The following is a 21,567-nucleotide window of genomic DNA, read 5'->3' as shown; positions in this document are numbered from 1 at the left end:
TCGGCGGCCCCGTGGGCTCCGGCAAGACCACGCTGCTGGAAATGCTGTGCAAGACCATGCGCGATGACTACGACCTCATCGCCATCACCAACGACATCTACACCAAGGAAGACCAGCGCCTACTCACCGTGAGCGGCGCCCTGCCCGCCGAGCGCATCCTGGGCGTAGAGACCGGCGGCTGCCCCCACACCGCCATCCGCGAAGACTGCTCCATCAACCTCGAAGCCATCGACCGCATGCTGGGCGAGTTCCCCAACGCCGACATCGTGTTTGTGGAAAGCGGCGGCGACAACCTGGCCGCCACCTTCAGCCCCGAGCTGAGCGACCTCACCATCTACGTCATCGACGTGGCGGCTGGCGAAAAAATCCCGCGCAAGGGTGGCCCCGGCATCACCAAAAGCGACTTGTTCATCATCAACAAAACCGACCTAGCCCCCCACGTGGGTGCCAACCTGGACGTGATGCACGCCGACACCACCCGCATGCGCACCAACGCCCAAGGGCTCAAGCCGTTTGTGATGACCAACCTCAAAACCCTGGCGGGTGTGGCTGATGTGGTGAAGTTCATCGAGACGCGGGGCATGCTGGAAAAAAAATCCGCCTCCGCAGTCAGCTAGAATTCGCGCCTTCCCTCCCGGAGACTTGGGTGAGTGGTTTAAACCAGCAGTCTTGAAAACTGCCGACGGGCAACCGTCCGTGAGTTCGAATCTCACAGTCTCCGCCACTACACCAGCAAACAAGCGCCTCTCGGGGCGCTTTTTTTTTTTACCCACCAATGCACCCATCAATTGGATGATGTATGGCCACACTCGGTTCTCAGGGTTCTGTGATTGCTCATTGCCCCGGTTGCGACGGAGCCAAGAGCACCTTTCAGTACATTTCCCAAGGCAGACCCTATGGGACTGTGGCTGTCGGGGAAATGAGGCTCAAATCAGGTCGTAATGGGATGTTGCATAGCGTGCTAATGAGGTGCGGGGGCTGTGGTTTGGCAGCGCTGGCAACCATTAACAGTGCCGATTCGAGTAGCTTCATCAGCTACGACATGGACCTAGTCGATTTCTACCCAGAGACAACACAGCAATTGAAATTGCCTCCTAGTGTTCCTGCGGGAATAGCTGCTGAGTTTCGGGAAGCTGAATCTTGCTTGGGTCATGGCAACTTCAGAGCTGCGGCCGGGCTGTTCCGATCAGTCCTAGACAAGACTCTACGCGCGAGCGGCTACAAGCTTAAAAAGGGAACACCGCTTGAGCAGCAGATCGATGCCGCATCTGCTGACGGAATAATCACGGAATCAAGGCGACGCAGGGCCCACGACGAAGTCCGAGTGCTTGGGAATGACGTGCTTCATGATGAATGGAGGGAACTGCAACGTGAAGACGTGGAGGCTGCACATCATTACAGCCAGCGAATTCTCGAAGATTTTTATGACGACAGAGGCTCCACCCTGGCGGTGCTGCGCAGCAAAAGCAAGGTTCCGGCAGAGGATGAGTTGCCGCCGTCAGGCAGTTGAAATCGACAAATCAATCGGAATTCAAAGCGCCTCAAACTCAGCATTCATGCGGGCTGACGGCCGATCTTTGAATTCCGGCGTTTGATTCATTTTTCAAACAAGGGTATTTTTTCTGCGCGTGCGGAACAGGGCGGTATCCAGTGGCGGACCTCTCAAGGTTTCCCCCCTTGCCTCAGGACGTGAGTTGGACCTAGCGCTGCCACTAGGATGCGTCATATTGCTGGCGTCTAGACCACGGCCTTCGCAATGCCAAGTTTCCATCTAAGAGCTTCAACCGCAGCTCGAATTCTCTCTGACCCCTCTCTGGCCTCGGTGGCGGCAGCACCCTCATCGATGTGATATCCAAGCCCGTGAATCGCGTCGAGCTGGTCGTTCAACCCTCGGACCAAAACGTGAGCCTTGCCAAGTTCTGAAAATGGCGGGCGATACACAAACTGCTGTTCACTATTTCCGAAATATTCGAATTCGCGAATCAAATTCTTGTAGCGTTGCTCAGCGTCCTCGAATGGCTTTTCCCAATCGGCTCTTTCCCCTGTTTCATGATCTACGAAAGATGCCATATCAAGCCACTCGGACATGATCTTCAGTGAGTCGCTAGCGCTGTCAAGTCGCTCCAAATCCTGCTCAAGAAGGAACCGCGAGTAGGATTTCCGGCGGCGAGATTCGCGGTCAACTGCCCATACCGCCGCAATGGCAGCGGTGGCAGCCCCAATCCCCCCGACCCATGCCCCAAGCGCTCCCCAGTCCACATACCAGCAGCTAACTTCGTTCACCATGGTTCCCCCCTCTATTTGGACGGCCGTTATAGCAAAAGCCCCGCCGGGCAAACCACACGGGGCTGATGCACGCCGCGCAGCGAAAGGCATGGCGCTGCCGCGTGCTCTCGGGGTTTATCCATCCGGGCCACTCACCGAGTAACGCCAAATAAGCCGCCAGCGCTTATTCAAAAAGCGCCAGCCGCTATTAATTTGGTAGTTCGCGTAACGTCATTTGCCATGCACTGGGCGGGGTGCTGTTCCCCTTTTGGCGTCGGTCTATTCAACCGCCAGAAATTTGCAGGCGTTTCAATCAACGGGTACATCTGCCGCCAAGCATCAGGGCCTAGCGCCTCGATCCCGCCTGCCGCGACACCGGCTGAGAACAATCAGTTCCCCTAGCACAACCCCCGCTGCCAAACTGGTGTGCCCGCTGTAGCTCACCAGCCCCATGCCCCAGCCTTGCGCTTGAACGATCACATACAGCGCCAGAATGAGCGCAGACCAGCCAGCCAGCCTGAGCACGCGGGTGGCGCGCAGCGCCAATGCCTGGTCAAACAGCGCGTGCTGCTGACGCTCGGTGGCCAATGCCAGAGCGCCAAAGCCAGCCAGACACGCGATGAAGGTGAGCAAGTGGTGGCTCATCGAGCACCCTCCTCAGCGATGGCGGCGCCTGTGCGCATTGCACCCCCATTCAGAGACTCGGCTTGGTGCTTGTTGGCCTTGCGCTGAAGCGGTTGGTGGCGCCCCGTGCGCACCGCCAGCCACACGTGCAGACCAGCCAGCACCCACAGCATGAGTTCGAAGCCCGCAAACACCCAGTCGCCTTGAACCACGCTGCTCCACAAAGGCCGCTCAGTGACGATGGCGCTGACCACGGGCAACAACGCCAGCAATGCCGCCGCAGCCCAGAACTGCTCGACCCACGCGCGCCGCGCGGGGCGCAGCATGGCGTGCAGCAAGGTCAGCGCCCAGATGGCAAAGAACACATGCACCTCCCACGCCGTGCGCTCGGCCATGTTGAGTGGCAGCAGGCGGTTGCCCCACAGGAAGCCAGCCATGGCAATGGAAAGGCCCGCAATGCTGGCGATGTTGAGCTTCTCCACCAAAATAAAACCAAAGTGGGGGCGCGCGGGGTTGCCCAGCTTTTGGCGGCGCTTGACGGTCCACATGACCAGGCCGGTGCCCACCATGGCCGTGCCGGCCAGGCTGACGATGAAGTACAGCCAGCGCATGGGCAGGTCGCCAAAGCGGCCCATGTGCAAGGCATACATCACGCCCCGCGTTTCGGCGGCGGGGCCCACGGTGTCTTTGGTTTGCAGCAGTTGGCCCGAGACGCCGTCAAACACCATGTACTGCGGGCTCATGGAGACCCGACCGGCCTCGCTGCGCACCACATTCACGCGTGCTGCGGCGTCGCCGGGGTTGGCGATGATGACGCGGCTGACGTTGAAGTGCCCCCAGCGCTCCTGGCCCTGGCGCACCATGGCGTCGATGGGCGCCAGCGGCGCGCTCTGGCCCGTGGCCTTCACGGGCTGAACGGAGGGACTGATCTCGGCGGTGAGCTCTTGGCGCTGCGCGGGGTTTTTGTAAGCCGCTTGCTCCCCCCAAGGCATGTACAGCGCCATCAGGGTGACGAGGCCGGTGTAGGTGATCATGAGGTGAAACGGCAGCCCAAAGACCGACAGCGCGTTGTGCGCATCCAGCCACGAGCGCTGCCCCTTGCCCCAGCGGAAGGTGAAGAAGTCCGTGAAGATCTTCTTGTGCGTGATGACGCCGCTGACGATGGCGACCAGCATGAACATGGCGCAAAAGCCCGCCAGCCAGCGCCCCCAGCGCACGGGCATGTAGTGAAACTGAAAGTGAAAGCGGTAGAAGAACTCGCCACCCACCGTTTCGCGGGCAGCGACCTTTTGGCCGGTGACCGAATCGAACGTGGCGTTATCAGAACCGCGACCGCCCTTGCCCTCGCCGCGCGGCAGGCGCCAGAAGCTGCTGACGGTGGCGTGGCGCTCGTCGGGCAGGCGCATGCTCCACTGGGTGCTGCCGGGTGCAATCTGGCCCAGTTGGCCGACGATGCGCTGGGCCACCTCGGCCGGGTCCGGCGTCTGTGCGGGGTGGCGCAGCTCGGGCCGCATGTACTGCGAGGTTTCGTCCTTGAAGTAGCTCACCGAGCCGGTGAGAAACATGGCGTACAGCAGCCAGCCACACAACAAACCGGCCCATGTGTGCAGGTCTGACATGGTCTGGCGGATGCCCGGCGCCTTGGGTGTTTTGTTGGGCGTGCTCGGCGTTGGGCCTGCCGGGTTGCTAGAAGGCTGTTGTGTCATGGTGTGGCCCCTCCTGCCGTCCAGACCGACCAGGCGGCCAAAAATAGCGGTACGGACACGACAACCAAGCCAGCCCATGCGCGCCAGGCGCTGCGCACGGCAAACACCCAGATCACTGCGCAGGTGTAGAGGGCGAAGCTGGCCAGCATGCCGGTGAGCACGGCCTGCGGTCGGCTGATGGGCAGGGCCAGCACCGCAACACTGGCCAGTGCCGCCACCGCGTAGCCGCCACCCATGGCGGCCACGACGCGCGACATCAATGGGCCTGCACGCCAGGCGCCACGCAGCACGGCCATCATTGGCGCTGCCCCACAGCTGACGCGGAGATAGTCCATCTCATTTCAATGCCTCAATAAAAGGACGACAGGAAAGCGCTGCGCTCAATCAGAAGTCGACCGCTGCCGACAGCATCAGCGTGCGGGGCGCGCCCACGGTCACGTAGTTGCTGACCACCCAGTAGTTCTTGTCGGCGACGTTCTCCAAGTTGGCGCGGAACACCACGGGCTTGCCCGCCACTTTGGTGGCATAGCAGGCGCCCAGGTCCAGGCGCGTCCAGGCGTCCACGCGCAGGCGGTTGGCGGCGTCGGCATAGACGGCCGAGGTGTTGATCACGCGGCCGTTGATGCTCAGGCCCTGCACGGGGGTGTCCCAGTCCAGGCCCAGGTTGAAGGTGCGGTCTGGCACGCCGGCAGCGTTGTTGCCCTGGTTCACACCACCGGCCGTGCGCGTGAGCTTGGCGTTGTTGAACGAGGCGCTGGCCATGGCGCGCAGGCCCCGCTGCACTTCGCCATAGGCCGTCAGCTCCAGCCCGCGGTTGCGCTGCTCGCCACCAAAGCTGTAAACGTTGGTTACGGGGTCGGTCATCGCGCCGGGGCGCTTGATCTGGTAGACGGCGGCCTGGGTTGTAAGCTGGCCCCAGTCCACCTTTACACCGACTTCGTTTTGCTTGGACTTTTGTGGAGCAAAGGTTTCACCGACATTGGCGGTGGTGGGGCCTGCGGTAGCGCCACGCGAGAGGCCTGCTGTGTAGTTGGTATACACCGAGACGTTTTTCATCAGCTTGAACACCAGGCCCGCCAGCGGAGTGACGGCGGACTCGTTGTAGTTGCTGGTCTGCGCGCCGGAGGTCACGTTGTAGTTGGTCTGCTTCATGGTCTGGTGGCGCAGGCCCAGCGTGACCAGAACGCTGTCGTTGGCAAAAGCCATGGTGTCGGCCACTGCAAGGCTGGACTGATCGGTGACCAAGCTGCGGCCTGGCACGCCACGTGCCACCGTCATCGCAGGCAGGGGCGCGGGGTTGTACAGATTGGAAGGGTTGGTGGTGGTCGACGTGGCATAGAAGTAGCCTGTCTCCTGATCGAGGTAGTTCGCACCCACAGCCAAAGTGTGGCTCACACCACCGGTTTTGAACTTGGTGCGCACGCCAACGTCAGCGGCCTTCGTCTTGGTGTACTGGTCGTAGTAAGCGTTTGACACGTTGAAGTTGCCCAGCGCATCGGGGCGGCCGCTTGGGAAGGTCTGCTCGTAGTCCAGGTCGGTGTAGCCCAGGCTGCCGTACAGCGTGGTGTTGTCGTTCAGGTCGTACTCGATGCGCGACATGATGGTCTTGACGTTGTCCTGCAGATTGGTGCCGGGGTAGAAGTTCAGGCGCGCGTCGGGCACTGCTGGCACGGCAAGCGCGCTGCCCGCAAAGCTGGTTTGCGGGCGGAATTCTTTGGTCTCGCCGCGCGTGGCCAGCGCATCCAGCGACCAGCGGGTGCGGGCACCCACGTAGTCCAGCCCCAGCGAGCCGAGGTTCAGGTTCTGCTTGCCACCATCGATGTTGCCCTCGCCACCGCGCACCAGCCCATTCACGCGCACGCCCCACTGGTTGTCCTCACCAAATCGGCGGCCCACGTCCAGGTGGGCGCCCAACTGCGACTTACCCATGTAGGTGGTGGTCAGGCGCGTGAGGGGCGCGTCGGCAGCGCGCTTGGTGACGACGTTGATGCTGCCGCCGATGCTGGCACCGGGGCCCACGCCCGTAGCGAGTGCGCCGGGGCCTTTGAGGACTTCGACCCGCTCGATCATCTCCAGCGGCACCCGCGTGCTGGGCGCCAGGCCAAACAGGCCGTTCATGCTGATGTCCGTGTTGGACACGGTAAAGCCCCGCACCTGGAAGTCGTCGCCAAAGCCACCGCGCGAGGTCAGCGTGCGCACCGAAGCGTCGTTCATCACCACGTCGGCCACGCTCAGGGCCTGCTGGTTCTGGATCAGCTCTGACGTGTAATTGGTGGTGCTGAACGGCACGTTCATCAGGTCGGTATTCCCCAGAAGCCCCAAGCTGCCGCCGCGCGCAAACTGGCCGCCGGAGTAGGTTTTTTGCAGGCCGCCAATGGCTTCGGCCTGGTCCGACACGATCACCTCCTTCAACACCGTGCCCGCAGGTGCTGCCGCTCCAGCGGGGGCCGACCCAGCGGTTTGCGCTGCCGCGCCAGCCGCTACAAACGCCAGTCCAACGCCGAGGCATTGGCGGATCAGAAGTGCCAAGGGAGTGGGCGCAAAACGGCTTGCTGCACGCGAGGACGAACCAGTCGAGGAATACATGGGAAGGGCCTTGGAGAAAACGACGACGATGAAAAATGCGGATGAACTCAACCCGGCAGGACCAGGGAATTTGGATGTGTTCAAGAGGGGCATCGCGCCAAGAGCCCAGCGCTTCATCCACCGCATTAAGGCAAACACTAATAGCAACGATTCGCATTCTAATTCATAAGAACACGTGCTACTTCGCTACTTTTCACGTTCGCTCCCCTCTCAGTTCATGACAGTCCCTCTCTTTTTCGGCGGGCAGCGGGCCTGCTGAGAAATGACGATCAAGCACGCAATGCCTCTGTCAGCGGCCGCTCTTCGCACTTGCCAGCCAACAAAAACGGGCCCCTTACGGCCCGTTGTTTGTGTCGCCCATTGAATACCACCACCCTTTGTGGTGGAGCCGCACGGCACTCGCAAGGTCAGCCGCGCCCCACCCCTTCATCAACCAGCCTTGAAGTCTGCGGCGCCACAGGCGTCAGGTCTTCCGGCCGACAGGTTTCGTCGCTGTTGGCCAGGCGCACCCACATGCCGGTGCGGCGGATGATGACGTGGTCCACGCTGACGAGACGGCCTTTGAACAGGAACTGGGCTCCGGGCTTGTACAGGATCATTGTTGTTGTGTAGCGCGCAGCAGTGGCGCAGCGATGACATTCGGTTACACCCAATGGTGCCGTGATCCATTCCTTGCAGCAGCCAGCGGCGCAAAAAACCCTGAGCCTGCTCGCTGGTTGTGGACGTCGGGCGGGATCAAGCTGCAGGGCACCATACGAGCGCGCAAAAAAAAGCCCGCACGGGGCGGGCTTAACACTTGCACGTTGCAAGCGGGAGGGATGTCGAGAGGGAATCGACAAATGAATAGTAAAACCGCAACGTGGTCGGCCCTGTAGGACAGCGCCGAATCCGCCACGCAGTGCGCCGTAACTTCTGTGTCTGTACGCAATAGCGATGCAGCGTTCAATCGTCTGGTGCCATACATCCGGCACACCCGCGTCCCGTGGACTTGGCCAGGTACATGGTGGGCAAAGCCCCGGTCCTGGTACCGCACCTCAGTCACCGCAGCCTGCACGCCATGCAACTCAGGTAAGGTGGTGACCTCATCAGGAGGACCCCACATGTTCAAGATTTCTTTCCCCTGCGCGGGCAGCATTGCCACGGCTGCATTGCTGATGATGACGGGCTGCGCGGGCTATGGACAGGCACCTGCTGCGCCTGCGGGCAGCAACCCCGGCGCTGCAGCGCCGACACCCCCACCCGCCGCGCTGTGCGACGCCAAGCCCGCCCAGTTTGCTGTGGGCCAGGCCAGCACGGCGTCCGTCATGGAATCCGCCCGAGTGCGGTCCGGCGCGCAAATGGCGCGCATCCTGCGCCCGGGGCAAATGATTACCAAGGAGTTCAACGCCCAACGGCTGAACCTGCAGGTGGACGCGAACGGCCGCATCCTGGCGGTGAACTGCGGCTGAAGGTCAGGAGGCTCAGCGCGGCTTAGTCCGCCAGAAACAGCTCCTGCAGATCGCTCAAAAAGTCAAAACCCCGCTCCGTGGGCCGCACATGTGTGAGGCTGCGCTCGATCAGCCCCTTGCGCTCGGCGGCCTCCAAGCCCTTGGAAATGGCGGTAACCGGCAGGCCGGTGCGGTCCATAAAGTCTTGCAGCGCAAACCCATCGCGCAGCCGCAAGGCGTTGAGCATGTATTCAAACGGCAACTCGGCGCGGCGCACGTCTTCGTCCTGTGCCATGGCCCGTCCAGCCAGCGCGTTGTCCATATAGCGTGCGGGGTCGCGAAAGCGCACCTGCCGCACCACCCGGTGCGCAAAGCTGAGCTTGCTGTGCGCGCCCGCGCCAATGCCCAGGTAGTCGCCAAACTGCCAGTAGTTGGTGTTGTGGAAACACGCGTGGCCTGGCAGCGCATAGGCCGATATTTCGTAGCGCGCCATGCCCGCCTGGCCCGTCATCTCGGTGATGCGGTCGAGCATGGCGTAGGCCTGGTCGTCCTCGGGGATGGCGGGGGGAAACTTGGCGAAGTAGGTGTTGGGCTCGATGGTGAGGTGGTAGATGGAGATGTGCGGCGGCTTGAAGGCCAGGGCGGTCAGCATGTCCTGCTCCAGCTCCTGCGGCGTCTGGCCTGGCAGCGCGTACATGATGTCGAGGTTGTAGGTGTCGAACGCCTGGGCGGCCTCTTCCACCGCTGCCAACGCCTGGCTGCGGTCGTGCACACGGCCCAGGGCCTTGAGGTGCTGGTCGTTGAAGCTCTGCACCCCCACTGAAAGCCGCGTGACACCTGCCGTGCGAAAGGCGCGAAAGCGGTCTTTCTCGAACGTGCCGGGGTTGGCCTCCAGCGTGATCTCGCAGTCGGGCGCAAGGAGCAGGCGGGCGCGGATGTCGCCGATCAGCCGGTCAATGGCGGCCGGCGAGAACAGGCTGGGCGTGCCGCCGCCGATAAAAATGCTGTGCACCGTGCGGCCCCAGATGAGCGGCAGCGCAGCCTCCAGGTCGGCCATCAGCGCGTCGATGTAGCGCTGCTCGGGCACTTGGCCTGGGTCGCCCACACCATCGCGAAACTCGTGGGAGTTGAAGTCGCAATACGGGCATTTCTTGAGACACCACGGCAGGTGCACGTACAGCGACAACGGCGGCAGACTGGACAACTGCAGCAGGCCGGGGCGCATGTAGTGCTGGACATCGCGCACCGGGACTGCTGCCGATGTGGGCTCTGGGTGAATGGGAATGGTCATGAAGGGTGAACTCTCAAAACAATAGCTGCTTGCGCTTTATTTATAAGGCTTTCAAACAAAAAACACCTTGAATCCCTTATTTATTAAGCGCTAGCAGCTCCTGTTTTCATAGCCAGTGTGCGCGCAGCAGTTCCAGCATCTGCCGTGCAGCACGCCCGCGGTGGCTGTTGGCATTCTTCACCTCCACGGGCAGTTCGGCAAAGGTCTTGCCGAACTCGGGGATGAACATCACTGGGTCAAAACCAAAGCCGTTGCTGCCCCGGGGTTCTTTGGTGATCTCGCCCACCACGCGGCCCACGGCAATCAGCGGCTCGGGGTCTTGCGGGCTGCGCACGGCAACCAGGGTGCTGACCATGGCGGCGCGGCGGTTGGCAACGCCTTGCAACTGCTCCAGCAGGGCGCGCACGTTGTTGTCGTCGCTCTTTTCGTAGCCGAACTGAGTGCAGTAATAAGCAGTATCGACACCCGGCAGGCCGCCAAAGGCGTCCACGCACATGCCGGCATCATCGGCCAATGCGGGCAGGCCCGTGTGGGCCGAGGCAAAGCGGGCTTTGGCCAAGGCGTTTTCGACAAAGGTGCGAAACGGCTCCTCCGCCTCGCCCACGCCCAGGTCGGCCTGGCGCACCAGCTCAACGCCCAGGGGCGCGAACATCGCCTGCAGCTCGGCCAGCTTGCCGCGGTTGTTGGATGCAAGAACAATTTTCATGAGTCAAATTGGCTTTTAGCGCTTATCCAGCAAGCGCTAGCAGCTATCAATTAATGAGTATCAGAGTTTATGGAGTGTCAAGCAGTGCCCGCTGCTGCAGCTGCACCAGCTCTGCGATGCCTTTTTCGGCCAGCGTGAGCAGCTGGTCCATCTCCGCCCGGGTAAACGCCGCGCCTTCGGCCGTGCCCTGCACTTCCACAAAGTGACCAGCGCCGGTCATCACCACATTCATGTCGGTGTCGCAGTCCACGTCTTCCACATATTCCAGATCCAGCAATGGTGTGCCCTGCACGATGCCCACCGAAATGGCGGCCACCGGTTGCACTAAAGGCGACTGCGTGATCTTGCCGCTGGCCAGCAGCTGGTTGACTGCATCCTGCGCCGCCACCCAGGCGCCGGTGATGGCGGCGGTGCGCGTGCCGCCATCGGCCTGGATCACGTCGCAGTCGAGCTGGATGGTGCGCTCGCCCAGCAGCTTGAGGTCGAACACGGCGCGCAGTGATCGGCCGATGAGGCGCTGGATCTCTTGCGTGCGGCCGGTCTGTTTGCCCCGCGCGGCCTCGCGGTCGCTGCGGGTGTGGGTGGCACGGGGCAACATGCCGTATTCGGCCGTGACCCAGCCTTCGCCGCTGCCGCGCTTGTGCGGGGGCACACGCTCTTCCACCGACGCGGTGCAGAGCACTTTGGTGTTGCCGAACTCGATCAGCACCGAGCCCTCGGCGTGCATCGTGTAGTGGCGGGTGATGCGCACGGGGCGCAGCTGATTGGCGGCGCGGTCGCCGGTGCGGGTGAAAGTGGTCATGGAATCTTCAGTGAAAAAAATGGGCGTGCCTCATACATGACCGAAGGCTCTCCCGCAACGCGCGGCCAAGGCCAGCAACCGCCGTGCAAGGGCCACCCAAACGGCCAGATGCGTTTTACTTGTGTGCACTGGCGGTGTCCCTCTTCCCGAACCGCACAGCGATTAGAGAGAAGGGGGAAGGCGCGCAGCGACTCAGGGGGTTGTCATGCTTTCCGAGCGGCCGAGCGGCGAATCGCTTCGTTGATCTCAGCGATGGACCGCTCAATGGCGGCGTCGTCGAGATCATCCACCAGGCCATCGAGTGGTCCCGCCTGGATGGTGGACGCAAACACTTCATCGCTGATGCTGTCAGTCGAGACGCCCTGGGTGGACTCGAATGCGTCGGGTGTTTCCCATTCCAGCGCGATCACGGTCACGTTGTCGCTACTGTCGCCGGCTTTGCGCAGGGCATCTTCCACCAGGTCCGGCACCGAGTGCGACACGGTGTTCTGAGCCAGTTGTTTGGAAATCTCCTCGTCGCTGAGCGTGCCCCACAGACCGTCCGAACACAACAAGATGCGGTCACCCTGCTCCAGGTACACCGGGCCGGTGATGTCGTAGATGGGCTTGGTCGGCGATCCCAGGCAGGTGAACAGCACGTTGCGGTTGATGCGCTCTAGCCCGGGCGGCGGCGTGTTGCGCAGCTCCATATAAGAATGGTCGCGCGTGCGGGTCAGCAGGTCGCCGTCGCGCACCATGTACAGGCGCGAATCACCGCAATGCACCCAGGTGGCCGTGCCGCCCTGCAAAACGGCCGCCACCAGCGTGGTGCGCGGCGTGTCGAGCATGCCCTTGTCGGTGGCGTAGCGCAGGATCTGGTGGTGTGCTGCCAGCAGCGCGCCAGACAGGAACTCCTGCACATCCTTGAGTTGTGGCTTGGCCTGGCGCTGAAACAAGGCAGAGATGGTCTGCAGCGCAATTTGCGCAGCCACTTCACCCTCCGGGTGGCCGCCCATGCCATCAGCCAATACAAACAAGCCCGATTCGCGCGTGTAGCAATAGCCCATGCGGTCTTCGTTCTTCTCGCGGCCACCACGGCGGCTGATCTGGAAAACCGAGAATTTCATAGCGACTCACGCAAAGAGGGCTTCAAGTTCATTTGGGTTTGGCTCCGATGCCGGTGGCTTCACCCACCTTTTGCACATTTTTCTTCGTGTCGGACACCAGGGTGTCGAGCTGCAGGCGCATCTTTTCACCCACCGTGAGCTTGGTGTAGCGGCGCTCACCCTCGCGGCTGAGCTCTTTTTGCAACGCGAACACCGACTGCGGGCGCGACAGCGGATCGAGCGCCATGCACCACTCCACCACCTCGATGAGATTGTCGGAGTACACGCCGCGCAGCTTGGTCAGCGCCAGTGACAAGCGGTCTTTTTCAATCCGCTGGGGCGCCTCGTTGGGTGGGAAGCCCTGCATGCAGGCATAAATGCAGGCGCCAATGGCGTAAATATCCGTCCAGGGGCCCATCGACGAATCGCGCCGGTACATCTCGGGCGCCGCAAAGCCGGGCGTATACATCGGGCGGATGAAGTTGCCCTCTTTGGACAGCACCTCGCGCGCGGCGCCAAAGTCGATCATCACGGCCTTGTTGTCGTCGGTGATGAAGATGTTGGCGGGCTTGATGTCCAGGTGCAGCATCTTGTGCTGGTGCACGATGCGCAGGCCGCGCAGCACCTCGTCGAACAGCGAGCGGATGGTGGACTCGCGGAACACCTTTTGCGTCTTCAGGTCCCGCGCGGTGATGATGAAGTCCTGCAAGGTTGCACCTTCCAGGTAATTCATCACCATGTAGACGGTTTCGTTCTCGCGAAAGAAGTTGAGCACGCTGACGACAGAGGCGTGCGAGATCTGCGCCAACGCGCGGCCTTCTTCGAAGAAGCTCTTGAGCCCCAGGCGGTACAGCGAGAGTTTTTCGGACTGCACCTTGGGCAGCAACTCGCCCGGCGCCCTGGTGGCGAGTGATGAGGGAAGGTATTCCTTGATGGCAACCTGCTGGCCTTCGGTGTCGAGGGCCAGATAGACCACACCAAACCCACCGGAGGACAACCGGCGCACCACGCGGTAGCCGCCTATAGCGGTATCGGGCGGCAAAGGAGCCGGTTTGATTTTTGACATATTTTGCGAAGATGACTCGGGGGTAGAGCGGAACCCGGATAATCGCCGGATCGCAAGCAACCATCAAAAAGTCCAATGCCAGTTTACAGCATGACCGGATACGCCAGCGCACAGCATGGCGCGTCTGCCACTGGCGCTGAAACCGACGCCCGCGCGCCCCAGTCACGCAGACTGGGGCTGGAAATCCGCTCGGTCAACAGCCGCTTTCTGGACCTCTCGTTCCGCCTGCCCGACGAATTGCGGGCCATGGAACCTGCACTGCGCAGCCTGCTGACCGCCCGCCTCAAGCGCGGCAAGGTCGAAGTCCGCGCGGCCCTTGAAAATGAAGACAGCAACACGCTGCAAGACCCACCCGCCCGCCTGTTGCAGCGCCTCAATTCCCTGCAGGACTCGGTCAAATCCTGGCTGCCCAATGCCGCGCCGCTGAGCGTGGCCGACGCGTTGCGCCTGTGTGCCAACGCCCATTCTGGCAACGAAGACTGGAGCGAAGCGGTTCCCGCTTTGGCCGAAGAAGTCCTTACAGCGCTGATGTCTGCCCGCGAGCGAGAAGGCAAACGCCTGGCCGCAATGTTGCTTGATCGTGTCAAGCAGCTGCGCGCCCTGGCGCAACAGGCGGTGCCCATGGTGCCCCTGTTGGTCGAACAGCAACGCTTGCGTTTTATGGAGCGCTGGAAGGAAGCCATGGCGCTGACCGATGGCGCCACACTGCCCGAGGCCGCGCGAGACCGCGCACTGACAGAGGCCACAGCCTTCGCCATTCGCATTGATGTGGCCGAAGAGATCACCCGGCTTGATTCGCACCTCGACGAAATCGAGCGGCTGCTTAAAAAAGGCGGAGAAGTAGGCAAGCGCCTGGACTTTTTGATCCAGGAGCTGCACCGCGAAGCCAACACGCTGGGCTCCAAATCAGCAGCACTGGACCTGACCCGCATCAGCGTGGACATGAAGGTGCTGATCGAGCAGATGCGCGAGCAAGTGCAAAACATCGAGTAAAAATCATTTTTTGATAGCGCCTGGCGCACATCAACTATGGACTATCCAGGAAATCTCATCGTAGTGGCCGCCCCCAGTGGCGCCGGCAAATCCAGCCTGGTCAAGGCCTTGCTGGAACTGGACTCGCACGTCCACCTGTCGATCTCGCACACCACCCGGGCTCCGCGAGGCCAGGAAAAACACGGTCGAGACTATTACTTTGCATCGGCATCAGAGTTCGACGCAATGGTGGCAGGCAACGCCTTTGTGGAATGGGCCCACGTGCATGGCAATCGTTACGGCACCTCCAAGAAAGCCATCGAAGAGCGCATTGCCCAGGGATCGGATGTCATTCTCGAAATCGACTTTCAGGGGGCGCTGCAGATCAAGGAGGCCTTTGCCAATGCCATCCTGGTCTTCATCTTGCCGCCAAGCTGGGAAGAGCTGCGCTCCCGCCTGGAGCGCCGCGGAGAGGACTCGCGGGAGGTGATCGAAATGCGCCTCAAAAACGCGGCCATTGAGATGGCGCAGGTGAGCAAATTCGACTTCGTTATAATCAATGAGTTGTTTGAGCGCGCGCTTTTCGACCTGAAAGCCGTAGTTCACGCCCAGCGACTCAAGTACGCCGCACAGCGCCGCGCCCGTGCTGACACCTTCCAGTCGCTCAATATCACCTGAATCCCCGGAGTAAAACGATGGCACGCATCACCGTAGAAGACTGTCTGGAAAAGATCCCCAACCGGTTCCAGCTCGTGTTGGCCGCCACGTACCGCGCTCGCATGCTGAGCCAGGGCCACGCCCCTCGCATCGAAAGCCGCAACAAGCCCGCCGTGACCGCCCTGCGCGAAATCGCCGAAGGCAAGGTCGGCCTGGAAATGCTCAAGAAGGTTCCTGGTTGAGCTTTTTACGGCGTAACGCCCTCAAAGAGCACCGCGGAAGCGGTGCTTTTTTTTGCCTCGGGGCGGCCTGATGCGCTCCCGCGCTACATTTAAGGCATGAACGCGGTGCTCAACTCACCTTCTGCAACGCCCCATCGACCGGGCGATTCGCCCATGGCCGGAGCCCTGTCTGCGGCCGCAGCGGCAGCCAATGCGGCAGCGGCCAGTTTTGCTGCGCTGACGGACAACTTGGACTATCTGGATGCCGCCAGCATCGAGCAGGTACGCCAGGCATACCGTTTTGCAGACGAAGCCCATCTGGGTCAGCTGCGCAGCAGCGGCGAACCCTATATCACCCATCCCATCGCCGTGGCAGCTCAGTGCGCGAGCTGGAAACTCGACGCACAGGCCCTGATGGCCGCCCTGCTCCATGACGCCATGGAAGACTGTGGCGTCACAAAGGCGGACCTGATCGACCGATTTGGCGCCCCAGTGGCAGAGTTGGTGGACGGCCTGACAAAACTGGACAAACTCCAGTTCAATACCCGAGAGGAAAATCAGGCAGAGTCGTTTCGCAAAATGCTGTTGGCAATGGCGCGCGACGTTCGCGTTATCCTGATTAAGCTGGCCGACCGCACGCACAACATGCGCACGCTGTCGGACATGCCCCGCACCAAATGGGGTCGCATTTCGTCGGAAACCCTGGAAATCTACGCGCCCATTGCCCACCGGCTCGGGCTGAACCAGACCTACCGCGAACTGCAGGATCTGTCGTTCCGTCATCTGCATCCCTGGCGCTACGCCACACTGTCCAAGGCAGTCAGCAAGTCACGCAACCGCCGCCGCGACTTAGTCCAGAAGGTTCAGACCGAAGTCGATGCTGCGTTCTCGAAAATCGGAATGAAGGTCAGACTAGCGGGCCGCGAAAAGACCTTGTATGCCATCTACCAAAAGATGGACCTCAAGCACCTGAGTTTTGCGCAGGTCACGGACATCTATGGCTTCAGGGTCATCGTGCCCACGGTGACGGACTGCTACACCGCGCTGGGTGTGCTGCACCAGATGTACAAGCCGGTGCCGGGCAAGTTCAAGGACCACATCGCCATTGCCAAGCTGAACGGTTACCAATCTCTGCACACTACGCTGGTCGGCCCGTCAGGGGTGAATATCGAGTTCCAGATGCGCACTGATGAGATGCACGTCATAGCGGAAGCGGGCGTGGCAGCGCACTGGCTTTACAAAGCACAGGATGGTCAGGGCACCTCTGCAGAGCGTCTGGGCACGAAATGGCTGCAGTCGCTGCTCGACATCCAGAACGAAACGCGTGACGCCGCGGAGTTCTGGGACCACGTGAAGGTGGATCTATTTCCGGACGCCGTGTATGTCTTCACACCGAAGAGTCAGATCATGGCGCTTCCGCGTGGTGCCACGGTGGTGGACTTTGCATACGCAATCCACAGCAATGTGGGAGACCGGACAACAGCGGCCAAGATCAACAACGAGCAGGTGCCGCTGCGCACTGAGTTGAAAAATGGTGACGTGGTAGAAGTCATCACTGCCCCCATATCTACGCCCAACCCCGCTTGGCTAGGCTTTGTACGCACGGGCAGAGCGCGGTCAAAAATCAGACATTATTTGAAGACCCTGGCGCAGACCGAGTCCGAAGGTTTGGGTGAAAAGCTGCTGACCCAAGCCATTCGGGCTGAGGGCCTGGAGCAATTGCCCGCAGTGGATGCCACGACACAGCTGATGTGGGACAAGCTGCTTCGCTTTACCGGCAACCGGACGCGCAGCGAATTGATGACCGACCTCGGTCTTGGCAAGCGCATTGCCAGTATCGTGGCCAAGCGCCTGATGGTGCTGATGTCGGAGCACGGCCATCGACCGGACGCATTGCTGATGACACGAGAGCGCTACACCTCGCATGAAACGCTTTCGCAGGGTGCAGTGACGCTCGACGGCAGCGAAAACGCGTCGGTGCAATATGCATCGTGTTGCCGCCCTGTTCCAGGAGACAGCATCGTGGGCTACCTGGGGCGCGGAGAGGGGTTGGTCGTTCACAATGTGCATTGCAGCGTTGCCAAGCGGCTTCAGCACAAGGACAGTGAACGCTTTATAGCGGTGGACTGGTCGGATGAGCCCACACGGTTGTTCGAGACGGGCGTGGTAGTAACGGTGACCAATGGCAAGGGCGTGCTGGCCCGTGTGGCTGCAGAGCTTGCCAACTCAGAGGCCGACATCACGCATGTGGATATGGACGATGAGGCTGCGCTCGACACCACCGACCTGCGGTTCATCGTTGCAATAAGAGACCAGACTCATCTTGAAACCGCTTTGCGCAATCTGCGGCGCACTCAGGCAGTGATCAGGGCGGCTCGGATTACTCCGCAAGCATAAGGGCCTTGCCCGCGCGTGGCCGCCAGTCCGCGCGCGGCAACGAGGGAGTCGGTTACTCCGACGAACCTTCCCGCTTCGGGTACTGCACGCTCACAACTTCCAGGTTGCGCACACCTCCGGGAGTTGGGAGATGTACTTCATCGCCCAGACGGGCCTTGAGCAGCGCCCGAGCAACGGGCGAGATCCAACTCACTTGTGACTCGTGGCTTTCCGCTTCATCAATGCCCATGATGGTGATCGTGCGCTCGACGCTTTCATCATCGACATACGTCACCGTGGCACCGAAGAAAATTTGATCGCTGCCTGCATGGACAGCCGGGTCGACTATCTCTGCTATCTCCATGCGCTTTGTCAAAAAACGGATACGTCGGTCAATCTCGCGCAGACGCTTCTTGCCATAAAGATAGTCCCCGTTTTCCGAACGGTCTCCGTTGCTTGCAGCCCAGTGGACAATATCAACGACTTTGGGTCGCTCGTTGTCCATCAGGTTTAGCAACTCCGAGCGCAGCCGCGCAAAGCCGGTGGGCGTAATGTAGTTTTTTCCGCCCGCTGGCAGCGGAGGCAATGCCAACTCATCGTCGTCAGCGCCGTCGATTTCCTTAGTGAAAGCCTTGCTCATGCCAGATCTCCTCGGTAAATGCAAAGCGTCTGGACAAATGAAAAAGCCTGCAATCTTGCGATTGCAGGCTTTCAACATTGGTGCGGCTGGCAGGAATCGAACCCACGACCCCTTGGTTCGTAGCCCGACGCAACCATATTAACCCCTGCAAATTCAACGACTTACGGCGCCCACACCCTGTAGCTCAGCACCGAGCTGCGGGGGCCTGCGTGAACCACTCACGCAAAAGTCACGCACCCATTATGTGCCAGCCCTGCGCCCCTCCCGGCCACGGTGGCGATGGCCATAGACACCCACGAATTCCATTCAGATCTTGTGCACGCATGCGGGTGCCCGGAACGCGCGAGGCTCCACCTTGCTAGAACTTCCGGGGGGGCGTGGGAGAAGCCTGATTTTCCTAACCACAACTGGGAAAGGCCTGGAAACCCGCGCCAATGCTTGCTTTGCTCAAAATTAGCTACCCTAATATTTATCTAATCTATACATAATCACATTAGGGTAATAGATGCTAACGATCCGTTTGGAAAATATTCAATCGAATCAATGAGTTACGCGCCCACACTAATTCCAATTAGCTCAGATCAGACCCGAGGCTAATCGGCGAAAGTGAAGCGGGGCGCGGCTTCCACGCGGGTATTCGTGCGCTGGTTAGGAAATCAGGCCTTTCCCGACCCCTTCCTGAGATTGCGTCGCTGGGTCATAAAACAGCAACCCGCTGAAGGATGGCAAACGTGTCGACAAATGTCGTCAAATCCCGTCGCTGTTCGGACCACACAAAGGTCTTGCCGAGCCGCGCCAGGCCTCGCGACGCCCTACCCCGTCGGCATCGTCGAAAGCGGGACATTAAGCGGGTGGGCGCGGCGGGGTTTCGGGGCAACCGGCGCAGCCTTGACGATGTACGCGCCATGGCCGACGCTGGCAAAGCTTACGCCCTGGTGGGCGGCACCGGCGTGGTGTTCGGCGCGTGGGTGATCCAACGGGTGCAAGAAACGGGGAGCGTGTTCATAGCCGAGGGCGTGGCCCGGCGAGTCGACTTCACGCTCGAACTCGCCCGCGTGGACGATCATCTGGCGGACCCGGCGGGTGGGGCAGGCGCTGGGGGCAACCCCCAAGCGGATGAAGAAGACTTTTGGGAGTGGTGGCTGTGATGGACGCTGCAGCGCAAAAGCCCGACTACCACCTGGTAGTGAACGGCCAGGACATCACGCCCAGGCTGGCCGCCCGCCTGATCGATCTGCGGCTGCGCGAGAGCCGTGGGGACGAGGCCGACCAGCTCGATATCACCCTTGACGACTCGGACGGGCGCATGGCGATTCCGAGCAAAGGCGCAACCATCGCGCTGAGCCTGGGCTGGGAGGGCACCGGGCTTGTAGACAAGGGCACGTTCATCGTGGACGAAACCGAGCACACCGGTGCGCCTGACCAGATCCGGATCACGGCGCGTAGCGCGGACATGGCCAAGTCCCTGCGCACACGCGCCAGCGGCAGCTGGCACGACACCACTGTGGGCCAGGTGGTGGGCGACATTGCCGCCCGCAACAACCTGCCAACCCGCATCGACCCACAGCTGGCCGGCCGCAAGGTGACCCGGCCGGGGCCGTAAGTGCATCGGCATGCCACGACAACGGGCCCTGGAGCGTTGCGGATCCGCGCGCCACTTCCGGTTTGTCACCCGCAAAAGAGGCGCTACCAAACCCGAACGACAAGCTGGTGTGCCGCATCGAGGCGCGCGACGGCACTTGGCACCGGCCCTTCACCACGCTGGAACTGGCGTGCCTGCAGAGCTTCATCGACCCGGAGGAATACTTTTCGACGGCTGGCCCCGCCAGCCGCGGCGAACGGTTCGTGCTGGATGGGGAAAGTGATCAACGCTGGCGCGAGGCGATCGGCAACGCGGTTCCGCGCAAGTCGGCCAAAGCGATCGGCACAGTGATGGGCCAGACCATCCTGCTGGCGAAGAACGGCGAGACGTTCGTGCTGGGGAGCACGCCCATCTGGGTGCGGCCGGTGGTGGCGGCGTTGGCTGTGGCGCAGGAAGGCGGTGTGCAATGAACGGCCTGCCCTATATCGAGATCTCTGCCGCGCTGTTGGGAGTGCTGGGCACCCTGCTGCTGGCCGGGCGCTCGCGCATGGCGGGCTGGGGTTTTGTGGCCTACCTGGCCAGCAATGCCGGGTGGCTGGCGTTCAGCTGGGATATGGCGCTGTGGTCCCTGTTCGCACAGCAGCTGGTGTTCACCGGGTGCAGCCTCTACGGCGTGTGGACGTGGCTGGTGCGGCCAAAGCTCGATGGGAACATAGGCGGTTCAGCATGAGCGAGGGCACGACTTCTATGCGTTCCCGTCCTATCCAGTCACGAATGGGACGAAGAGACAGTGGGCGCCACATCCCCGCCATAGGCGCTCACTGCGCTTGGAGCGTGGTTCCTTTCAATCGCATTCAAGCGGGCGAGCTGGCGAAACCGAGAGGAACTTTTCGCGAGCACTTCGGCTTGTCCCTCAGTGACTACCCAACTGTTGCTGGGTACCGATCCGACTGCGGCCCAGTGCTTCAGACTTTCGGATATTGCAATGCAAGCACCCAGCGCATGAACGCACTGTTCGAATTTATCGAAGCTGTCGAGGCTTTTACCGTCAATGGATCTCAGGCCATCGATCAGCGCATCGAACTCGCCTTTTGCGGTGAAGAAGATGACTGGCATTTGATTGGGTTTCCCCCACGTTGCCTTCAAACGTGCAAGACATTCTTCCGCTTTGACCATCAGTTGCAATGCCATGCGTTCGGTATCGCGGACTGCGTCTCTTTCCCGCTTAGCCTGCTCGCGCTTCTGTGTCTCAGCGTCGGCCAAGCGCTGGTTTTCGGACTTTTGAAAGGTCAGTTGGGCAATGCGTCCACTCGCTGCGATTGCCGCGATAGAGCCAACAGCTTGCACCCAACTTGGCCAGTCCTTGCCGTCGGGTTTAGCCAAAAGAAAAATGACAGCGAAGGCAAAAACTATGCCGATCACCCAACCAGTTATTTCTTGCCAGACGCGTCTGTTTCTCATCGGTCATCCTATCGTTTAGACCATCAGCATAGCAAGGCATCTACGCTGGAGCCGCTCCCCTCAAGCCGCCGGTTGCGTCACAGATATCAGGCGCTCAATC

The 21,567-nt window shown here is 61.1% G+C and carries 23 protein-coding genes, 1 tRNA gene and 1 pseudogene; 12 read left to right on the top strand and 13 right to left on the bottom strand.

Going from position 1 to position 21,567, the window contains the following annotated elements; all coding sequences use genetic code 11:
• From ureG to ACK4OE_RS10800, 3 genes are all read left to right on the top strand, one after another.
• A partial coding sequence (ureG, locus tag ACK4OE_RS10810) for an urease accessory protein UreG (RefSeq protein ID WP_409884816.1) occupies window positions 1–617 on the top strand: 617 nt, incomplete at its 5' end.
• 19 nt (window positions 618–636) lie between these two features.
• Window positions 637–724 (top strand) — tRNA-Ser (locus tag ACK4OE_RS10805).
• Window positions 725–1,042: 318 nt separating this feature from the next.
• Window positions 1,043–1,510 (top strand): DUF4145 domain-containing protein, encoded by a 468-nt coding sequence (locus tag ACK4OE_RS10800; protein WP_409884815.1) that lies wholly within the window; start codon window positions 1,043–1,045, stop codon window positions 1,508–1,510.
• A gap of 227 nt (window positions 1,511–1,737) precedes the next feature.
• Here the strand turns inward: ACK4OE_RS10800 and ACK4OE_RS10795 are convergent, their stop codons facing one another.
• From ACK4OE_RS10795 to ACK4OE_RS10770, 6 genes are all read right to left on the bottom strand, one after another.
• The gene (locus ACK4OE_RS10795; RefSeq protein WP_409884814.1) at window positions 1,738–2,286 is read right to left on the bottom strand and encodes a hypothetical protein; all 549 of its coding nucleotides are present in this window, start codon (window positions 2,284–2,286) and stop codon (window positions 1,738–1,740) included.
• A gap of 318 nt (window positions 2,287–2,604) precedes the next feature.
• Entirely contained in the window at window positions 2,605–2,910 is a 306-nt protein-coding gene (locus ACK4OE_RS10790; RefSeq protein ID WP_409884813.1) for a DUF3325 domain-containing protein, read from the bottom strand.
• Window positions 2,907–4,595, bottom strand: coding sequence for a PepSY-associated TM helix domain-containing protein (locus ACK4OE_RS10785; protein ID WP_409884812.1), 1,689 nt, complete (start codon window positions 4,593–4,595; stop codon window positions 2,907–2,909). The genes ACK4OE_RS10790 and ACK4OE_RS10785 overlap by 4 nt, the downstream gene beginning before the upstream one ends.
• On the bottom strand, window positions 4,592–4,894 hold the full coding sequence (locus ACK4OE_RS10780; protein WP_409884817.1) for a DUF3649 domain-containing protein: 303 nt from the start codon (window positions 4,892–4,894) through the stop codon (window positions 4,592–4,594). Before ACK4OE_RS10780 ends, ACK4OE_RS10785 begins: the two co-directional genes overlap by 4 nt.
• A gap of 85 nt (window positions 4,895–4,979) precedes the next feature.
• Window positions 4,980–7,181, bottom strand: a complete 2,202-nt coding sequence (locus ACK4OE_RS10775) for a TonB-dependent receptor (RefSeq protein WP_409884811.1) — start codon at window positions 7,179–7,181, stop codon at window positions 4,980–4,982.
• Between the two features lie 407 nt (window positions 7,182–7,588).
• The gene (locus ACK4OE_RS10770; protein ID WP_409884810.1) at window positions 7,589–7,780 is read right to left on the bottom strand and encodes a hypothetical protein; all 192 of its coding nucleotides are present in this window, start codon (window positions 7,778–7,780) and stop codon (window positions 7,589–7,591) included.
• Window positions 7,781–8,281: 501 nt separating this feature from the next.
• On the opposite strand from ACK4OE_RS10770, the gene ACK4OE_RS10765 reads away from it, so the two are divergent.
• Complete coding sequence (locus tag ACK4OE_RS10765; RefSeq protein ID WP_409884809.1) at window positions 8,282–8,629, top strand: I78 family peptidase inhibitor; 348 nt, start codon at window positions 8,282–8,284, stop codon at window positions 8,627–8,629.
• Between the two features lie 22 nt (window positions 8,630–8,651).
• On the opposite strand, the gene hemW is transcribed toward ACK4OE_RS10765, so the two are convergent.
• The 5 genes from hemW to ACK4OE_RS10740 all read right to left on the bottom strand — a co-directional run bounded on the left by hemW (window position 8,652) and on the right by ACK4OE_RS10740 (window position 13,558).
• Window positions 8,652–9,899, bottom strand: a complete 1,248-nt coding sequence (gene hemW, locus ACK4OE_RS10760; RefSeq protein WP_409884808.1) for a radical SAM family heme chaperone HemW — start codon at window positions 9,897–9,899, stop codon at window positions 8,652–8,654.
• A 106-nt stretch (window positions 9,900–10,005) separates the two neighbouring features.
• Window positions 10,006–10,605 carry an RdgB/HAM1 family non-canonical purine NTP pyrophosphatase gene (gene rdgB, locus ACK4OE_RS10755; protein WP_409884807.1) on the bottom strand — a complete coding sequence of 200 codons (600 nt, stop codon included), beginning with the start codon at window positions 10,603–10,605 and terminating at the stop codon, window positions 10,006–10,008.
• 67 nt (window positions 10,606–10,672) lie between these two features.
• On the bottom strand, window positions 10,673–11,407 hold the full coding sequence (rph, locus tag ACK4OE_RS10750; protein WP_409884806.1) for a ribonuclease PH: 735 nt from the start codon (window positions 11,405–11,407) through the stop codon (window positions 10,673–10,675).
• Between the two features lie 203 nt (window positions 11,408–11,610).
• Window positions 11,611–12,513 (bottom strand): PP2C family protein-serine/threonine phosphatase, encoded by a 903-nt coding sequence (locus ACK4OE_RS10745; protein WP_409884805.1) that lies wholly within the window; start codon window positions 12,511–12,513, stop codon window positions 11,611–11,613.
• A 28-nt stretch (window positions 12,514–12,541) separates the two neighbouring features.
• The gene (locus tag ACK4OE_RS10740) at window positions 12,542–13,558 is read right to left on the bottom strand and encodes a serine/threonine protein kinase (protein ID WP_409884804.1); all 1,017 of its coding nucleotides are present in this window, start codon (window positions 13,556–13,558) and stop codon (window positions 12,542–12,544) included.
• 75 nt (window positions 13,559–13,633) lie between these two features.
• Between ACK4OE_RS10740 and ACK4OE_RS10735 the strand changes: the two genes are divergently transcribed.
• The 4 genes from ACK4OE_RS10735 to ACK4OE_RS10720 all read left to right on the top strand — a co-directional run bounded on the left by ACK4OE_RS10735 (window position 13,634) and on the right by ACK4OE_RS10720 (window position 17,805).
• Window positions 13,634–14,551, top strand: coding sequence for a YicC/YloC family endoribonuclease (locus ACK4OE_RS10735; protein WP_409884803.1), 918 nt, complete (start codon window positions 13,634–13,636; stop codon window positions 14,549–14,551).
• Window positions 14,552–14,587: 36 nt separating this feature from the next.
• Window positions 14,588–15,208: a guanylate kinase gene (gene gmk / locus ACK4OE_RS10730; RefSeq protein WP_409884802.1), complete on the top strand. Its 621-nt coding sequence runs from the start codon at window positions 14,588–14,590 to the stop codon at window positions 15,206–15,208.
• Between the two features lie 17 nt (window positions 15,209–15,225).
• Window positions 15,226–15,429 carry a DNA-directed RNA polymerase subunit omega gene (rpoZ, locus tag ACK4OE_RS10725; protein ID WP_005794722.1) on the top strand — a complete coding sequence of 68 codons (204 nt, stop codon included), beginning with the start codon at window positions 15,226–15,228 and terminating at the stop codon, window positions 15,427–15,429.
• A gap of 96 nt (window positions 15,430–15,525) precedes the next feature.
• The gene (locus tag ACK4OE_RS10720; RefSeq protein WP_409884801.1) at window positions 15,526–17,805 is read left to right on the top strand and encodes a RelA/SpoT family protein; all 2,280 of its coding nucleotides are present in this window, start codon (window positions 15,526–15,528) and stop codon (window positions 17,803–17,805) included.
• A gap of 52 nt (window positions 17,806–17,857) precedes the next feature.
• On the opposite strand, the gene greB is transcribed toward ACK4OE_RS10720, so the two are convergent.
• The gene (gene greB / locus ACK4OE_RS10715; RefSeq protein WP_409884800.1) at window positions 17,858–18,424 is read right to left on the bottom strand and encodes a transcription elongation factor GreB; all 567 of its coding nucleotides are present in this window, start codon (window positions 18,422–18,424) and stop codon (window positions 17,858–17,860) included.
• Between the two features lie 722 nt (window positions 18,425–19,146).
• Here greB and ACK4OE_RS10710 point away from each other — a divergent pair.
• From ACK4OE_RS10710 to ACK4OE_RS10695, 4 genes and pseudogenes are all read left to right on the top strand, one after another.
• On the top strand, window positions 19,147–19,572 hold the full coding sequence (locus ACK4OE_RS10710) for a phage tail protein (RefSeq protein WP_409884799.1): 426 nt from the start codon (window positions 19,147–19,149) through the stop codon (window positions 19,570–19,572).
• On the top strand, window positions 19,572–20,027 hold the full coding sequence (locus ACK4OE_RS10705; RefSeq protein WP_409884798.1) for a hypothetical protein: 456 nt from the start codon (window positions 19,572–19,574) through the stop codon (window positions 20,025–20,027). Before ACK4OE_RS10710 ends, ACK4OE_RS10705 begins: the two co-directional genes overlap by 1 nt.
• Window positions 20,009–20,476: pseudogene (locus ACK4OE_RS10700) on the top strand (hypothetical protein); the annotation flags it as partial. The gene ACK4OE_RS10705 and the pseudogene ACK4OE_RS10700, both read left to right, overlap by 19 nt.
• The gene (locus ACK4OE_RS10695) at window positions 20,473–20,736 is read left to right on the top strand and encodes a nicotinamide mononucleotide transporter (RefSeq protein ID WP_409884797.1); all 264 of its coding nucleotides are present in this window, start codon (window positions 20,473–20,475) and stop codon (window positions 20,734–20,736) included. The pseudogene ACK4OE_RS10700 and the gene ACK4OE_RS10695, both read left to right, overlap by 4 nt.
• A gap of 38 nt (window positions 20,737–20,774) precedes the next feature.
• Here ACK4OE_RS10695 and ACK4OE_RS10690 read toward each other — a convergent pair whose 3' ends face one another.
• Window positions 20,775–21,467, bottom strand: a complete 693-nt coding sequence (locus ACK4OE_RS10690) for a hypothetical protein (protein ID WP_409884796.1) — start codon at window positions 21,465–21,467, stop codon at window positions 20,775–20,777.
• Window positions 21,468–21,567: the final 100 nt, after the last annotated feature.

Source organism: Acidovorax sp., assembly GCF_046314175.1.
Taxonomy (GTDB): domain Bacteria; phylum Pseudomonadota; class Gammaproteobacteria; order Burkholderiales; family Burkholderiaceae_C; genus Acidovorax.
Note: the sequence above shows the minus strand (reverse complement) of the source record. Positions and strands in the feature narration are given on the sequence as shown.